The 14,500-nt window shown below is 32.1% G+C and carries 13 protein-coding genes; 7 read left to right on the forward strand and 6 right to left on the reverse strand.

What is annotated here, in order from left to right; genetic code table 11:
* Positions 1 to 32: 32 nt before the first annotated feature.
* On the reverse strand, positions 33 to 2,519 hold the full coding sequence (gene topA, locus ACOQN8_RS02650) for a type I DNA topoisomerase (protein ID WP_420551496.1): 2,487 nt from the start codon (positions 2,517 to 2,519) through the stop codon (positions 33 to 35).
* A gap of 204 nt (positions 2,520 to 2,723) precedes the next feature.
* Here topA and miaB point away from each other — a divergent pair, with 204 nt between their 5' ends.
* The 7 genes from miaB (at position 2,724) to groL (ending at position 9,179) form a co-directional block, all read left to right on the forward strand.
* Entirely contained in the window at positions 2,724 to 4,178 is a 1,455-nt protein-coding gene (miaB, locus tag ACOQN8_RS02655) for a tRNA (N6-isopentenyl adenosine(37)-C2)-methylthiotransferase MiaB (protein WP_420551497.1), read from the forward strand.
* A 15-nt stretch (positions 4,179 to 4,193) separates the two neighbouring features.
* Complete coding sequence (locus ACOQN8_RS02660) at positions 4,194 to 5,423, forward strand: sigma 54-interacting transcriptional regulator (protein ID WP_420551498.1); 1,230 nt, start codon at positions 4,194 to 4,196, stop codon at positions 5,421 to 5,423.
* 45 nt (positions 5,424 to 5,468) lie between these two features.
* A complete protein-coding gene (locus tag ACOQN8_RS02665; protein ID WP_420551499.1) occupies positions 5,469 to 5,975 on the forward strand; it encodes an LptE family protein in 507 nt (168 codons plus the stop codon).
* A gap of 3 nt (positions 5,976 to 5,978) precedes the next feature.
* A complete protein-coding gene (locus tag ACOQN8_RS02670) occupies positions 5,979 to 6,722 on the forward strand; it encodes a hypothetical protein (protein ID WP_420551500.1) in 744 nt (247 codons plus the stop codon).
* Positions 6,722 to 7,063, forward strand: coding sequence for a preprotein translocase subunit SecG (secG, locus tag ACOQN8_RS02675; protein ID WP_272151911.1), 342 nt, complete (start codon positions 6,722 to 6,724; stop codon positions 7,061 to 7,063). The genes ACOQN8_RS02670 and secG overlap by 1 nt, the downstream gene beginning before the upstream one ends.
* A 169-nt stretch (positions 7,064 to 7,232) precedes the next feature.
* Complete coding sequence (locus ACOQN8_RS02680) at positions 7,233 to 7,508, forward strand: co-chaperone GroES (RefSeq protein WP_150900107.1); 276 nt, start codon at positions 7,233 to 7,235, stop codon at positions 7,506 to 7,508.
* A gap of 36 nt (positions 7,509 to 7,544) precedes the next feature.
* Positions 7,545 to 9,179 carry a chaperonin GroEL gene (gene groL, locus ACOQN8_RS02685; protein ID WP_150900106.1) on the forward strand — a complete coding sequence of 545 codons (1,635 nt, stop codon included), beginning with the start codon at positions 7,545 to 7,547 and terminating at the stop codon, positions 9,177 to 9,179.
* A gap of 88 nt (positions 9,180 to 9,267) precedes the next feature.
* On the opposite strand, the gene ACOQN8_RS02690 is transcribed toward groL, so the two are convergent.
* The 5 genes from ACOQN8_RS02690 to ACOQN8_RS02710 form a co-directional block, all read right to left on the reverse strand.
* The gene (locus tag ACOQN8_RS02690) at positions 9,268 to 10,245 is read right to left on the reverse strand and encodes a polyprenyl synthetase family protein (RefSeq protein WP_150900105.1); all 978 of its coding nucleotides are present in this window, start codon (positions 10,243 to 10,245) and stop codon (positions 9,268 to 9,270) included.
* Positions 10,246 to 10,290: 45 nt separating this feature from the next.
* The gene (locus tag ACOQN8_RS02695; RefSeq protein ID WP_420551501.1) at positions 10,291 to 11,037 is read right to left on the reverse strand and encodes a hypothetical protein; all 747 of its coding nucleotides are present in this window, start codon (positions 11,035 to 11,037) and stop codon (positions 10,291 to 10,293) included.
* 1 nt (position 11,038) lies between these two features.
* Entirely contained in the window at positions 11,039 to 12,079 is a 1,041-nt protein-coding gene (gene rlmN, locus ACOQN8_RS02700) for a dual-specificity RNA methyltransferase RlmN (protein WP_420551502.1), read from the reverse strand.
* A 70-nt stretch (positions 12,080 to 12,149) separates the two neighbouring features.
* A complete protein-coding gene (gene queA, locus ACOQN8_RS02705; RefSeq protein ID WP_150900102.1) occupies positions 12,150 to 13,199 on the reverse strand; it encodes a tRNA preQ1(34) S-adenosylmethionine ribosyltransferase-isomerase QueA in 1,050 nt (349 codons plus the stop codon).
* A 67-nt stretch (positions 13,200 to 13,266) separates the two neighbouring features.
* Positions 13,267 to 14,499 carry a 3-phosphoshikimate 1-carboxyvinyltransferase gene (locus ACOQN8_RS02710; RefSeq protein WP_420551503.1) on the reverse strand — a complete coding sequence of 411 codons (1,233 nt, stop codon included), beginning with the start codon at positions 14,497 to 14,499 and terminating at the stop codon, positions 13,267 to 13,269.
* Between the last annotated feature and the right edge of the window lies 1 nt (position 14,500).

Genomic DNA, 14,500 nt, shown 5'->3' on the forward strand with positions numbered 1-14,500 from the left:
ATATACTAAACTATTTTTTTCTAAAAGCTACTTTATTTTTTTTTAGTGGTTTTCCTCTTAGTTGTTTTCTTTTTTGGAGTTTTAGCCTCTATCATTTTCACAGCTTCTTCTTGAGTTAACTTCTCAATCTCAGTGGTTTTAGGCAATTCAACTTTAATCTTACCTTTGATAACATTAAAACGCCCCCAACGAGCTTTTTCTACTCGAATACCCACTTCTTCAAAATTATGAATTAGTTTTTCGCGTTCTTTTCTCTTTTTATCTTCAATTAACGTTTCTAAATCTTCCTGAGAAAGATTATCAAAATCGTATTTTTTATTTACGTTTATAAAAATTGAGTTCCATTTAATAAATGGTCCGAAACGTCCAACTCCTTTTTGAATTGGCATGCCTTCATATTCTCCTATCGGTGCATCAGCTTTTCTTTTAGCTTCAATTAACTCAATAGCTCTATCCATATCTACAGACATTGGATTTTCACCTTTATCTAAAGATACATATTTTCCATCAAACTTTATATAAGGTCCAAAACGACCATTTGCTACAACTACCTCTAAATTATCGTATTCACCTAATGTTTTTGGCAATTTAAACAAATCCATTGCCTCTTCATAAGTAATTGAGTTCATTGTTTGATCTCCTTGTAAGCTCGCAAAACGTGGCTTTTCTTCATCAGTAGCCTCACCTATTTGCACCATTGCACCGTAACGTCCTAAACGCACATAAACATTCTTACCACTTTCTGGATCTACCCCTAACAAACGTTCTCCTTTAGCTCTTTCGGCGTTTGCTGCAACATCTTCTACAACAACATGGAAGTCTTGATAGAACTCCTTTATCATAGCAGTCCAATCTTCTTTTCCTTCAGCTATCTCGTCAAAATCACTTTCTACCTTAGCTGTAAAACCATAATCAAGAATTGCATCAAAATTAGCTACCAAGAAATCATTTACAATATTACCAATATCGGTAGGAACTAGTTTACCTTTATCTGAACCTACTCTTTCAGTTAATAATTCTTCTTTGACTGCTTGATTAGCTAAACGTAACTGAACATAGTTTCTTTCTTTTCCTTCTACTGTTCCTTTCTCTATATACTCTCTACGTTGAATTGTAGAAATTGTTGGTGCATATGTAGATGGACGCCCTATTCCAAGTTCTTCTAATCGCTTTACTAAAGCTGCCTCTGAAAATCTTGCTGGAGGACGTGAATAACGTTCTGTTGCTGTAATATATTCATTCCCTAAAACTTCTTTAACACTCATTTTAGGTAACATTCCTGCTTGCTCTTCTTCCTCATTATCTGTTCCTTCTAAGTAAACCTTTAAGAAACCTTCAAATGTGATAACCTCCCCATTTGCAGTGAATTGTTTATCGTTTTTAGTATTATCTATTTTTACAACTGTTCTTTCAAGTTGTGCTTCACTCATTTGTGATGCTAATGTTCTTTTCCAAATCAAACTGTACAATCTAGTTTGATCATACTCTCCTGTAATTTCATGATTCTCCATATTAGTTGGACGAATCGCCTCGTGAGCTTCTTGTGCTCCTTTAGATTTATTTGAAAAATTACGTGGCTTGCTATACTCTTCTCCATAAGACGCTATAATCTCAGCTTGTGCAGCATTTTTAGCATCATCTGATAAGTTTACACTATCCGTTCTCATATAAGTAATCAAACCGGCTTCATATAAACGTTGAGCAACCATCATGGTTTTAGCTACTGGAAAACCTAATTTCCTTGAAGCTTCTTGTTGTAATGTTGATGTTGTAAACGGTGGCGCTGGAGATTTCTTTGCTGGTTTTTTTTGTAAATCAGCAACTGAAAATTCTGCATCTAAACATGAATTTAAAAAATCTTCTGCTTCTTTCTTTTCTGTAAAGTTTTTAGCTAATTTTGCTTTAAACTTTTTACCATTTTCATTTATGAATTCAGCATCTACTCTATATGATGCAACTGGCGTAAAACCTTCTATATCTCGCTCACGTTCTACAATTAAACGTACTGCTACCGATTGTACTCTACCAGCCGATAATCCTCCTTTTACTTTTCTCCATAACACTGGTGAAAGTTCGTATCCTACTAATCTATCTAATACACGACGTGCTTGTTGTGCGTTTACTAAATTGTAGTTAATATCTCTTGGATTTTCAACAGCTTTTAAAATGGCTTTTTTAGTAATCTCATGAAAAACAATTCGTTTCGTCTTCTCCTCTTTTAATTTTAATTGCTCAGCCAAGTGCCATGCAATAGCTTCTCCCTCACGATCCTCATCACTTGCTAACCAAACAGTTTCTGCTTTCTTTGCTAAATCTTTCAGTTTTTTTACAACTGCTTTTTTATCTGTAGAAACTATATACTTTGGTTTAAAATCTCCTTCCACATTTACACCTAACTCTTTCGAAGGCAAATCGGCAATGTGACCAAAACTCGATTCAACTTGAAAATCTTTACCTAAAAACTTTTCAATTGTTTTTGCTTTTGCAGGTGACTCAACTATTACTAAATTTTTTGCCATATGTATTTCTCTTAATCTCTTTTCACTCCATATTAATAAGAATATGGTGTTTTCAATTTGCAAAAGTATGTAGTTTTTTTTTAACGAAAGATTTTTCTACAAACTTTACCATTTATTAACTTTAAAAAGTATTCATGCCAATTTGTCACAAGTTACCCTTTTTGGTTGTATCTTTGCAGACTATTTATTACGATTTTAGCATTTATGGAACACGTAGAGAAGGTAATTGACGAAGATAAACAAGGGAAACCTCTTGTTATTGAACAGAAAGAAGGAAACAGTAAAAAACTTTTTATTGAAAGTTATGGTTGTCAAATGAACATGAACGATAGTGAAATCGTTGCTTCTATTTTAGCTGAACAAGGTTTTAATACAACTCAGAGTTTAGAAGACGCTGATTTAGTATTGGTAAACACTTGCTCTATTAGAGAAAAAGCTGAGACCACCGTTCGTAATCGTTTAAAAAAATACAACGCGGTAAAAAAAGTAAACCCAACAATGAAAGTTGGTGTTTTAGGTTGTATGGCTGAACGTTTGAAGGAGAAGTTTTTAGAAGAAGAGAAAATTGTTGATTTAGTTGTGGGACCAGATGCTTACCGCGACTTACCTAACTTAATTGAAGAAGTTGATGCAGGTAGAGATGCTGTAAATGTGATTTTATCTAAAGAAGAAACTTATGCTGATGTTTCTCCTGTACGTTTAAATTCAAATGGAGTTTCTGCTTTTGTATCTATTACACGTGGTTGTGATAATATGTGTACATTTTGTGTAGTACCTTTTACTCGTGGACGTGAGCGTAGTCGTGACCCTCAAAGTATTATTGAGGAAATTGGCTCTATGGTTGATAAGAATTTCAAAGAAATTACTTTACTAGGACAAAACGTAGATTCCTATTTATGGTATGGTGGTGGATTAAAGAAAGACTTTAAAAAAGCTTCTGAGTTAGCACAAGCTACTGCTGTTGATTTTGCTCAACTTTTAGATATGTGTGCTACTGCCTATCCTAAGACTCGTTTTCGTTTCTCTACATCTAACCCTCAGGATATGAGTTTAGATGTAATTCATACAATGGCTAAGCACAAAAACATTTGTAAATACATTCACTTACCAGTTCAAAGTGGAAGTAACAATATGTTAAAAGCCATGAATCGTCAACACACTCGCGAAGAGTATATTGAATTAGTAGATAATATTTTCAGAATTATCCCAGAAATGGCTTTAAGTCAAGATATGATTGCTGGTTTTTGCGGAGAAACTGAACAAGACCATCAAGACACCTTAGACTTGATGCGCCATGTAAAATACGACTTCGGTTTTATGTTTGCTTACTCTGAAAGACCAGGAACTCTAGCTGCTAAAAAAATGCCTGATGATGTTCCTTTAGATGTTAAGAAAAGACGTTTACAAGAAGTAATCGATTTACAACAAGAACACAGTTTATATAGAACTCGCCAGCACTTAGGAAAAGTAGAAGAAGTTTTAATTGAAGGAACTTCTAAAAAGAACCCTAATGAATGGAAAGGTAGAAATACTCAAAATACTATAATTGTATTCCCTAAAGAGCATTATAAATTAGGTGATTTTGTAAATGTTAAAGTTGAAGACTGTACTTCTGCTACGTTAAGAGGAACTGCAGTTGGATACTCTGATAATAATTAAATTTTAAAATAAATAATGGAAAACCTACAAGCTATAAAACAACGTTTTGGAATCATTGGTAACGATTTACATTTAAATCGCGCCATAGAAAAAGCCATACGCGTTGCTCCTACCGATATTTCGGTTTTAGTTACTGGAGAAAGCGGTGTAGGTAAAGAAAATATTCCTAAAATAATTCATCAACTATCACACAGAAAACATGCAAAATATATTGCTGTAAACTGTGGTGCAATTCCTGAAGGAACCATTGATAGCGAATTATTTGGTCATGAAAAAGGGGCCTTTACTGGAGCAACTGCTACACGTAAAGGTTATTTTGAAGTTGCAGACGGAGGTACCATTTTTTTAGATGAAGTTGGTGAACTTCCGTTAACAACTCAAGTACGTTTATTACGTGTACTTGAAAATGGAGAATTTATTAAAGTCGGTTCTTCTCAAGTACAAAAAACAAATGTGCGTATTGTAGCTGCCACCAATGTAAATATGCATCAAGCTATTTCTAAAGAAAAATTTAGAGAAGACCTATATTATCGTTTAAGTACTATTGAAATAGGTTTACCTGCATTGCGTGATAGAAACGAAGACATTCATTTATTATTTAGAAAGTTTGCTTCAGATTTTGCTCAAAAATATCGAATGCCTACTATTCGTTTGGATCAGAATGCAGTAAAAATGTTACTAAATTATCGTTTTCCTGGAAATATTCGTCAACTAAGAAATATTGCTGAACAAATTTCTGTGGTAGAAGAAACTAGACTAATTACCCCTGAAAAATTAGTTCAATACTTACCTAACAACAAAGGTAATTTACCTGCTATTGTTGGAAGTCAATCAAGTAATTCAGATTTTGCAAATGAACGTGACATTATGTATAAAATTTTATTTGACATGCGTAATGACATTAATGATTTAAAAAAACTGACTTTAGATTTGATGCAAAACGGAAATTCTGAACAGGTACAAGCAGAAAATCATCAATTGATACAAAAGATATATCAAGAACAAGAGTTGCCAGAAACGCAAAACGTTGAAGTAGTTCAAATACCTCAATCTTCTACAGTTCCAAGCAATTACGAATATGCTGAAACAATAGAAGAAGATGAAAATTTATCGTTGCAAGAAAAAGAAATTGAAATGATAAAAAAATCGTTAGAAAAAAATAGTGGTAAACGTAAATTAGCTGCTAAAGAATTAGGTATTTCTGAAAGAACATTATACAGAAAAATTAAACAATACGATTTATAATCTAATTAACAATTAGACGACTATGAATTCTTTATTTTTGACTCTATGAAAAAATTATTTTACATATTTACATTTGCACTTTCAATAGCTATATTAATTGGTTGTGGAGCATATTCATTTACGGGTGGTGATACTGGAAATGCTAAAACTATTCAAGTTGATTTTTTTCCAAATCAAGCACCTTTGGTAGAACCTTCTTTAAGTCAAAGATTCACACAAGAATTACAAGATTTGTTTACACGTCAAACAAATTTAACCTTAGTTAATAATGGTGGTGATTTGCATTTTTCTGGTGAAATAACAGGTTATAGAATTACTCCAATGAGTGCTACAGCAAGCCAAACTGCTGCACAAAACAGGCTAACTATAACTGTTAATGTAAACTATGTTAATAATCTAGATGAAGATAAAAATTTCGAAAAATCTTTTACCTTCTATTTTGATTATGGGGCAACTCAGCAATTAACAGGAGGTTTATTAGACACTGCTTTAAAAGATATCTTAGAGAGAATTACTCAAGATATATTTAATGAATCTGTAGGAAAGTGGTAAATTTTGGATAAACAAAAGTACATACAACTTTTAGAAAGCCCTCAATTAATTTCTCAAGAAAATAATTCAGAGCTTAAAAACATTATCCAAGAGTTTCCTTATTTCCAATCAGCTAGAGCTTTACATTTAAAAAAATTAAAAAATCAAGAAAGTTATAAATACAATAACGAATTAAAGGTTACAGCTGCTTATACGACAGACCGTACTCTTTTATTTGATTTTATAACTTCAAAAGTTTTTCAAAAAACCAACCTAAAAGAAGAGATTAAGGTTACATTAAAAGAAAAACTACTTCCTTCTAAAAAGGCAAAAAAAATCTCGGAAGTTGAGAAAAATTTAGATATAGGAAGCCCTCTTTTATTTACTAAAAATGAATCATTTTCATTTAATCAATGGCTACAATTATCTTCAAAAAAAGTAATTATAAGAAGTCAGGAGTCTTCATCAACTCCAAAAGAAAAGACTTCTCCTGAAAAGTCAGAACATGAAGCTATTATTGATCGATTTATTAAAACTTCGCCTAAAATTTCTCGACCAAACAAGGCTAATCCTTCTGAAATAAAAGTTATTGAAAGTAAGCAAAACTCTCAATTAGCTACAGAGACTTTAGCTAAAGTTTATCTCGAACAGAAAAAATACGATAACGCAATTCAGGCTTATAAAATATTAAGTTTGAAATATCCAGAAAAAAGTGGTTTCTTTGCAGACCAAATTAAAAGAATACAAATTTTACAAAACAATAAATAATGACAACGTATACTTTACTTTTAGTTTTAATTTTGATTGTTGCTATAGCATTAATCTTAATAGTAATGGTTCAAAATCCTAAAGGTGGAGGATTATCTTCTTCTTTTGGAGGTGGTGGTGCTCAAAACATTGGTGGAGTACAAAACACTAATAGTTTTTTAGATAGAACTACTTGGACTTTAGCGATTACAATGTTTGCATTGATCTTATTAGCTAATTTTGCTATCCCAAGAGGTAATGCTGGAGATGCTCCTCAATTAGATAGTACATTAGAGAATGTTGAGACTACTACACCTGCTACGCCAGCAACGAATGATGCGGCTAAAGACAGCGTTAACTAATCTTAACTATACAAAATATACAATGCCAACGTAAATGACACGTTGGCATTTTTTTTATAGTAATTTTAACCTCTTTAGAAAAAATGTCAGCAAAGTTTTAATGGCATAATTTCTGACTATTTCAAAAACATAAAATAAAAAACAAATACTTAATCATAATTTATATAAAATGGGATTAAACATTAAACCTTTAGCAGATAGAGTTCTTGTAGAACCAGCTGCCGCTGAAACAACTACAGCTTCAGGAATTATTATTCCTGATAACGCAAAAGAAAAGCCTCAAAAAGGAACTGTTGTTGCCGTTGGAAACGGAACTAAAGATGAACCTTTAACGGTTAAAGTTGGTGATACTGTTTTATACGGAAAGTACGCTGGTACTGAATTAAAACACGAAGGAAAAGATTATTTAATCATGAGAGAAAGCGACATCTTCGCTATCATTTAATTTCATTCAAAAAAACAACTAAAAGATTAAATCAAAATGGCAAAAGATATAAAATTTGACGTAGAAGCTCGTGACGGATTAAAACGTGGAGTTGATGCATTAGCTAATGCTGTAAAAGTAACTTTAGGACCTAAAGGTCGTAATGTAATTATTTCTAAATCATTTGGAGCACCTCACGTAACTAAAGATGGTGTTTCTGTTGCTAAAGAAGTAGAATTAGAAGATGAGTTAGAAAACATGGGAGCTCAAATGGTAAAAGAAGTAGCTTCTAAAACTAACGATTTAGCTGGAGATGGAACTACTACTGCTACTGTATTAGCACAAGCTATAGTAAAAGAAGGTTTAAAAAACGTTGCTGCCGGAGCTAATCCAATGGATTTAAAACGTGGTATTGACAAAGCTGTAACTGCTATTACTGAAGATTTAGCTAAACAATCTAAAGAAGTTGGTGATTCTTCTGAAAAAATTCAACAAGTAGCTTCTATTTCTTCTAACAACGATAATGTAATTGGAAACTTAATTGCTGAAGCTTTTGAAAAAGTTGGTAAAGAAGGTGTTATTACTGTTGAAGAAGCGAAAGGAACTGATACTTATGTTGATGTTGTAGAAGGTATGCAATTTGACAGAGGATACTTATCTCCTTACTTTGTTACTGATGCTGACAAAATGATTGCTACTTTAGACAATCCATATATTTTATTATTCGACAAGAAAATTTCTAACTTACAAGAAATTCTTCCAATTTTAGAACCAGTTTCTCAATCAGGAAGACCTTTATTAATTATTGCAGAAGATGTTGATGGACAAGCATTAGCTACTTTGGTAGTAAACAAATTAAGAGGTGGATTAAAAATTGCTGCTGTGAAAGCTCCTGGATTTGGAGACAGAAGAAAAGCAATGTTAGAAGATATTTCTATTTTAACTGGTGGAACTGTTATTTCTGAAGAAAGAGGTTTTTCTTTAGAAAACGCAACTTTAGATTTATTAGGTACTGCTGAAACTGTAACTATTGACAAAGACAACACTACTATTGTAAATGGTTCAGGTGATGAAACACAAATTAAAGCTCGTGTTAACCAAATAAAAGCACAAATTGAAACTACTACTTCTGACTACGATCGTGAAAAATTACAAGAGCGTTTAGCTAAGTTAGCTGGTGGTGTGGCTGTACTATATGTTGGTGCTGCTTCTGAAGTAGAAATGAAAGAAAAGAAAGACCGTGTTGATGATGCTTTACACGCAACTCGTGCAGCTGTAGAAGAAGGTATTGTTGCTGGTGGTGGTGTAGCTTTAGTTCGTGCTAAAAAAGTACTAGAATCTTTAACTACTGAAAACTTAGATGAAACTACTGGTGTACAAATTGTAAATAAAGCAATTGAAGCTCCTTTAAGAACAATTGTAGAGAATGCTGGTGGTGAAGGCTCAGTTGTTATTAATAAAGTCTTAGAAGGTGAAAAAGACTTTGGTTATGATGCTAAATCTGAAGCATATGTTAACATGTTAGATGCTGGAATTATAGATCCTAAAAAAGTAACACGTGTTGCTTTAGAAAACGCTGCATCTGTATCAGGTATGATTTTAACTACAGAATGTGCTTTAATCGATATTAAGGAAGATTCTCCTGCTGGTGGAATGCCTCCAATGGGTGGTGGAATGCCAGGAATGATGTAATATAAATCATCTTATAAATAATAAATATAAACCCTAAGATTTAATTTTCTTAGGGTTTGTTATTTTATAAATATTTGTTTGGCTCTACTTAAATTTTACGCTCTACGACGTAATCTATCATTTGAAGCAATGAGTTTTTATATTCTGACTCTGGGTAATTGTCAAGTATGGCTAATGCTTTATTTTTATAATCGTGCATTTTGGTTATAGTATATTCTAAACCTCCATTCTCTTTTACAAAAGCAATTACTTCTTTAACACGTTTTTTGTTGGTGTTGTGTTTTTTTACCGAATTAATTAACCAAGATTTTTCTTTTTGAGAACAGTTATTTAACGTGTAAATTAAGGGAAGTGTCATTTTTTGTTCTTTAATATCTATTCCTGTAGGCTTCCCTATTTTGTCTTCGGTATAATCAAACAAGTCATCTTTAATTTGAAAAGCAATACCAATATACTCTCCAAACTTTCGCATTTGTTGAACTGTTTCATTATTTGCTCCTACTGAAGCTGCTCCTATTCCACAGCAAGCTGCTATTAAAGTTGCTGTTTTTTGACGAATTATTTCAAAATAAATTTCTTCAGTAATATCTAATTTACGAGCTTTTTCTATTTGCAAAAGTTCTCCTTCACTCATTTCTCTAACTGCTATTGAGATGAGCTTTAACAAATCAAAATCTTCATTATCTATCGATAATAATAATCCTTTCGACAATAAAAAGTCTCCTACTAAAACTGCTATTTTATTTTTCCAAAGCGCATTAATTGAAAAGAAACCTCTTCTTCTATTACTATCATCAACCACATCATCATGTACTAATGTTGCTGTATGAATTAATTCTACTACTGATGCTCCTCGGTAAGTACGCTCATCGAACCCGCCATTAGAAACCATTTTTGCTACCAAAAAAACAAACATTGGTCGCATTTGCTTTCCTTTTCTTCGGACTATATAATAGGTAATTCTATTTAATAAGGGTACTTTAGATAACATAGAATCTTTGAACTTGGTTTCAAAGAGTTCCATTTCTTTTGCTATGGGAAGTTTTATTTGCTCTACTGGCTTCATTAATGTTTGATTTCCAAAATCAAAGACCAAAAGTAACAAATTATATTAAGATTTTATCATTCTTATTCGTTTGAGTCTAGCCCAAGCTTCTTTATGCCTTCTCTTATATATTGATATTGTTCCTCTGTCCAAACCAAAATAAAACAAACTAATTCCTAAAGGTGGATTAGCACTTGGCAAATATTGAAACTTATTGAACGCTATTTCTGGCCATTTCCAACAATCTAATCCTGTACCTACAAATTCTAAAATAGCTACTATACAATACATTGTTAGATAAAATAGTCTCTCTTTAGGATACTTTCTTAAAAAGAAGAAAACCAAAATTGTACATAAAAAACCAAAAACATCATTTTTAATTAATAAAAAATAAAGAGAAAACAATGCTATTAGAACTAAACAAAACTTTTCAACCGCAATTCTATTTTCTTTGACTTTAGGCTTTTTACTGAAATAGTAAACAAGAACAAAAACAATAGCATGTCCTGGAGGTATATAATGCGGAACTTTTTCTAAGCGATAGGTATACATTCCTAATAAAATTGAGAATATATACTCTCCAACAACCGCTATAATTAAAGCATAAATTAACTGTTCTTTTGCTCTAGCATTTGCTTTTTGGTATAAAAAAACAAAAACTATAACTGCAATTACATTATTAATCCATTGTGCATTCTCATAAAAATTATCAGCAACGAATTTACTGTCAATAAATAATCCTAAAACAATGGCAAATAGTAACCAACCTAAAGTTTGTGTTGTTTGCCCTATAAATGTTTTAGAAAAACTCAAACTATGACTTATTTGCTAATTGACCACAGGCAGCATCTATATCTTTCCCTCTAGATCTACGAACATTTACAACAATATCGTGCATTTCTAAATTTGAAATATAATTATTTATTGCTTCTGGACTTGCTTGTTGAAACTCTCCATCATCAATAGGATTATATTCAATTAAATTTACTTTACATGGAACATGTTTACAAAACTTAATTAAGGCTTCAATATCTTCTTTTCTATCATTAATACCTCCCCAAACAACATACTCGTAGGTAATTTTTCTTTGAGTTTTCTCGTACCAATACTCTAAAGCCTCTTTTAAATCTTTTAAAGGAAAAGTTGTGTTAAAAGGCATTATCGAAGTACGTACCTCATCTATGGCTGAGTGTAACGAAACAGCTAAGTTAAACTTCACCTCATCATCAGCCATCTTTTTTATCATCTTAGGAATTCCTGAAGTAGATAATGTAATTCGCTTAGGAGACATCCCTAAACCTTCTGGAGATGTTATTTTCTCTATTGACTTAATTACATTATTGTAATTCATTAATGGCTCTCCCATTCCCATAAAAACAATATTAGAAAGCTTTCTATTGTAGTACAACAAACTTTCTTTGTTTATGGCTGCTACTTGATCATAAATCTCATCTGGATTTAAGTTTCGCATTCTTTTTAAGCGTGCTGTAGCACAAAATTTACAATCTAAACTACAACCTACTTGACTTGAAACACATGCTGTAGTTCTTGTTTTTGTAGGAATTAAAACCGACTCTACAACAAGACCATCATGTAATCGTACTGCATTTTTTACTGTACCATCCTTACTACGCTGCATGTCATCAACCTCTATATGATTGATTACAAAATTCTCATTAAGCATTTGACGTGTTCCTTTAGATAGGTTTGTCATATCTTCAAATGTATGTGCAGATTTACTCCACAACCATTCATACACTTGATTACCTCTAAATGCTTTATCTCCATTATCCACAAAAAAATCGCGAAGCTGGTCTTTTGTTAATGCGCGTATGTCTTTTTTCTTCACTTTCATCGGGTACAAAAATACACAAAACCTCACAAGTAGTCTTGTGAGGCTTTGTTTTTCATTTTATTCTTTGCTCTTACAAAATTAACATCGCATCTCCGTACGAGTAAAACTTGTATTTTTCTTTAATTGCTTCTTGGTAAGCTTCCATCATAAAATCATGACCTGCAAATGCAGAAACCATCATTAATAATGTTGATTTTGGTGTATGGAAGTTAGTAATCATACAGTTTGCAATACTAAAATCATAAGGAGGAAAAATAAATTTATTAGTCCATCCTTCATATGGATTTAATTTCTTTTTAGAAGATACAGAAGACTCTATTGTTCTCATTACAGTAGTTCCAACTGCACAAACTCTTCTTTTATTTTCCATAGCATTGTTTACTATGTCTGCACTACTCTGAGGTACAATAATCTTCTCAGAATCCATTTTGTGTTTAGATAAATCTTCAACCTCTACTGGATTAAAAGTACCTAATCCTACGTGTAATGTAGTCTCAGCAAAATCAATACCCTTAATTTCTAATCTTTTCATTAAGTGTTTAGAAAAGTGTAATCCTGCAGTTGGTGCTGCAACAGCTCCTTCGTGCTTTGCAAAAATTGTTTGGTAACGATCTTCATCAGATGGTTCTACCTCACGCTTAATATATTTAGGTAATGGTGTTTCACCTAACTTAACTAACTTTTCTCTAAACTCTTCATATGGTCCATCAAACAAGAAACGTAATGTTCTTCCTCTAGATGTTGTATTATCAATAACTTCAGCTACTAAACTTTCATCATCACCAAAGAATAACTTATTTCCTATTCTAATTTTTCTAGCTGGATCAACTAATACATCCCATAAACGATTTTCAGCATTTAACTCACGTAATAAAAATACTTCAATACGAGCTCCAGTTTTTTCTTTGTTCCCGTACATACGAGCTGGAAAAACCTTTGTATTGTTTAACATCATTACATCTCCTTCATCAAAATACTCTATTAAGTCTTTGAACTGTCTGTGTTCAATCTTTTGAGTATCTCTATGTAATACCATTAAACGTGATTCATCTCTATGCTCTGAAGGGTACTCTGCCAATAATTCTTCTGGCAGGTCAAAATTAAAATTTGATAATTTCATTGATAATATTTTCTAAACGTGGGCAAATATACAATTTCGACATAGGCCTTGTCAAGTGATTCGCTGTTTATTTTACATCTTCGGTTTCAATACCTATCTCTCTCATATCATTCCAAAAGTTTCTATATGACTTTGTTACTACTTCTGCTTCTAAAATAGTTATTGGTACTTTAAATGCTAATGGAGCAAATGCCATTGCCATTCTATGATCGTTATAAGTTGCTATTGAAATATCCTCATTTATTTTTTCTGATGCTTTTAAGTGTAAACTTTCATTAGTTACCTCAATTTCTGCTCCTAAATTTGTTAACTCTTCTCTTAAAGCTTCTAATCGGTCTGTTTCTTTTATTTTTAAAGTATGTAAGCCTGTTAATTCACAAGCTACTCCTAATCCGAAACTTGTTACCGCTATGGTTTGAGCTATGTCTGGAGCATTTTTTAAATCTTCAACTAATACTTCTGTGTTATGCTTTCTTTCTTTGGTTAAAGTTATTGAGTTCTCTTCAAATTTAGTTGCAACACCAAAATGCTTATAAATTCTAGCTAAACAACTATCTCCTTGCAAACTATCTTGTTTATATGCTGATAACTTTACTGATGAACCTATTTCACTCAAGGCTATTAAAGAATAAAAATAAGATGCTGAACTCCAGTCTGATTCAACCGTAATATTTTTTGATTGAATATCTTTTTTAGGCTCTACACTAATAATATTTCCTTCAAAACTTGCTACAATCCCTATTTGATGTAACAAAGCTAAAGTCATTTTTATATATGGAACTGAAGTTATTTTGCCTTCTAATTGAATTTCTAATCCATTCTCTAAACTTGAAGCTATTAACATTAAAGCTGAAATATATTGACTACTTACATTTCCGTTTATAGAAACCTTGTTTTTGGTCAACTTCTTTCCTATAATTCTTATTGGCGGATATCCTTCTTTCTCCAAATATTGGATTTCTGCTCCTAAACTACGAAGTGCATCAACTAATATTTCTATTGGACGATTGTGCATTCTTTCCGACCCTTGCAAAATTTTCACACTCCCTTCTTGTGTTGAAAAGAAAGCTGTTAAAAATCGCATGGCAGTTCCTGCGTGTCCTATATCTGCTATTTCATTGGTAGAAGATAATGCTTCTTGTAAATGATGCGTATCATCTGAATCTGATAAATTATCTATGCTAATGCTTGGAAATAACTGTTGTAAAATTAACAATCTGTTTGATTCACTTTTTGAACCTGAAATTGTTATTTCTGAAGCTATTTTTTTATTCTCTTTGGTTTTAAGATGTAAATTCATA

The sequence above is a fragment of the Tenacibaculum aiptasiae genome, assembly GCF_965221665.1.
Taxonomy (GTDB): domain Bacteria; phylum Bacteroidota; class Bacteroidia; order Flavobacteriales; family Flavobacteriaceae; genus Polaribacter; species Polaribacter aiptasiae.

Coding starts and splice junctions, on each gene's coding strand:
- ACOQN8_RS02660 (WP_420551498.1), top strand. CDS start 4,194: ATGGAAAACCTACAAGCTATAAAACAACGTTTTGGAATCATTGGTAAC.
- ACOQN8_RS02710 (WP_420551503.1), bottom strand. CDS start 14,499: ATGAATTTACATCTTAAAACCAAAGAGAATAAAAAAATAGCTTCAGAA.
- miaB (WP_420551497.1), top strand. CDS start 2,724: ATGGAACACGTAGAGAAGGTAATTGACGAAGATAAACAAGGGAAACCT.
- rlmN (WP_420551502.1), bottom strand. CDS start 12,079: ATGAAAGTGAAGAAAAAAGACATACGCGCATTAACAAAAGACCAGCTT.
- topA (WP_420551496.1), bottom strand. CDS start 2,519: ATGGCAAAAAATTTAGTAATAGTTGAGTCACCTGCAAAAGCAAAAACA.
- ACOQN8_RS02680 (WP_150900107.1), top strand. CDS start 7,233: ATGGGATTAAACATTAAACCTTTAGCAGATAGAGTTCTTGTAGAACCA.
- groL (WP_150900106.1), top strand. CDS start 7,545: ATGGCAAAAGATATAAAATTTGACGTAGAAGCTCGTGACGGATTAAAA.
- ACOQN8_RS02690 (WP_150900105.1), bottom strand. CDS start 10,245: ATGAAGCCAGTAGAGCAAATAAAACTTCCCATAGCAAAAGAAATGGAA.
- ACOQN8_RS02665 (WP_420551499.1), top strand. CDS start 5,469: ATGAAAAAATTATTTTACATATTTACATTTGCACTTTCAATAGCTATA.
- queA (WP_150900102.1), bottom strand. CDS start 13,199: ATGAAATTATCAAATTTTAATTTTGACCTGCCAGAAGAATTATTGGCA.
- secG (WP_272151911.1), top strand. CDS start 6,722: ATGACAACGTATACTTTACTTTTAGTTTTAATTTTGATTGTTGCTATA.